The following is a 1,414-nucleotide window of genomic DNA, read 5'->3' on the forward strand; positions in this document are numbered from 1 at the left end:
GCTGGCCCATAATACAAAAGGTACGACGTCACCCAGAACGTATCTTGGGCTCCGTCTGTTTGTAAGTGTCCGGTTTCAGGAACTATTTCACTCCCCTCGTCGGGGTGCTTTTCACCTTTCCCTCACGGTACTGGTTCACTATCGGTCGCTGAGGAGTACTTAGGCTTGGAGGGTGGTCCCCCCACGTTCAGACAGGATTTCACGTGTCCCGCCTTACTCAAGGATACATCATCGCATTACCCGTACGGGGCTATCACCCTCTAAGGCCCAGCTTTCCTGACTGGTTCCGGTTGTCTTTGATGTACCACTGGCCTGGTCCGCGTTCGCTCGCCACTACTAACGGAGTCTCTGTTGATGTCCTTTCCTCCAGGTACTTAGATGTTTCAGTTCCCTGGGTTCGCTTGAAACCCCCTATGTATTCAGGAGTCTCATACCTTCTCTTGATAACCGGAAATCCAAAATCTCGCCGTCCTTGCGGACAACAAGACCTTGGAGTTCCGGCTATCGAAGGTGGGTTTCCCCATTCGGAAATCCACGGATCAAAGCTTCTTCGCAGCTCCCCGTGGCTTATCGCAGCGTAGCACGTCCTTCATCGCCTCTCAGCGCCTAGGCATCCACCGAACACCCTTAAGGCACTTGATTGCTCTCATTATCAATGTCCACACACTCGGCAGAATGTAGTCCGCAGCGCACCCCGAAGGACGCCTTCCACGAACGGACATTGATTTGAAAAGACCAGTTATTGCTTCGTAAGATCGACCCGATGGCGATGCGGTCAAGCGTCGCCAACAAAGACCATTTTACAACACGCTCACCTTGCGATGAGCATGCGCCGAAAATGATCTGGAGATACGCGCCCGAACCCCGCGAATTGCTTCGCTGGATCCAAACCCGGATCGATCTCCTCTTTACGATGTCAGAAAACCCGCGGACCTTCATTGAAGAAGGTCGGCGAATACAAGTCTCGCGGACGTTAACGATACAGAGCGCGCTTTCAGTAAGCGCGATCAAGCAGGCAAGGGTCATGGTGGCCGATCAGCCATCTGGTGGAGCCAGACGGGATCGAACCGACGACCTCATGCTTGCAAAGCACGCGCTCTCCCAGCTGAGCTATGGCCCCGTAACCAGAAGACGAATGCTGCGCTCGATCAAATGGTGGGCCTGGGAAGACTTGAACTTCCGACCTCACGCTTATCAAGCGCGCGCTCTAACCAACTGAGCTACAAGCCCTCAACACGAGGAGCATGCGCGCGCGCACCGACAAGACCAACCAAATGGCCCATCGATGGATCGCTTGCGCGCCGCCCCAGGCGCGTGTTCGTCCGCGAAGAAAGAGAAACGAAGACGGCGAAATCCCGCCAAGTGGGGTTCATTATGACTTGAACCCCTGATGTTTCTAAAACAGGTCGATAAC

At 54.3% G+C, this 1,414-nt stretch carries 1 protein-coding gene, 2 tRNA genes and 1 rRNA gene (1 of these 4 only partly in view); all 4 read right to left on the bottom strand.

The annotated features are described in order from the left end of the window. Positions 1-642, bottom strand: a 23S ribosomal RNA gene (locus BMY71_RS24160) (it extends 2,181 nt beyond the left edge of the window). Between the two features lie 402 nt (positions 643-1,044). Further along, positions 1,045-1,120, bottom strand: a tRNA-Ala gene (locus tag BMY71_RS24170). 33 nt (positions 1,121-1,153) lie between these two features. Then, a tRNA-Ile gene (locus tag BMY71_RS24175) sits at positions 1,154-1,230 on the bottom strand. Next, positions 1,221-1,414: hypothetical protein (locus tag BMY71_RS25135; RefSeq protein ID WP_210185076.1), on the bottom strand; the 194-nt coding region annotated here is incomplete at its 5' end. The genes BMY71_RS24175 and BMY71_RS25135, both read right to left, overlap by 10 nt.

This window comes from Rhodopseudomonas pseudopalustris (assembly GCF_900110435.1).
GTDB lineage: Bacteria > Pseudomonadota > Alphaproteobacteria > Rhizobiales > Xanthobacteraceae > Rhodopseudomonas > Rhodopseudomonas pseudopalustris.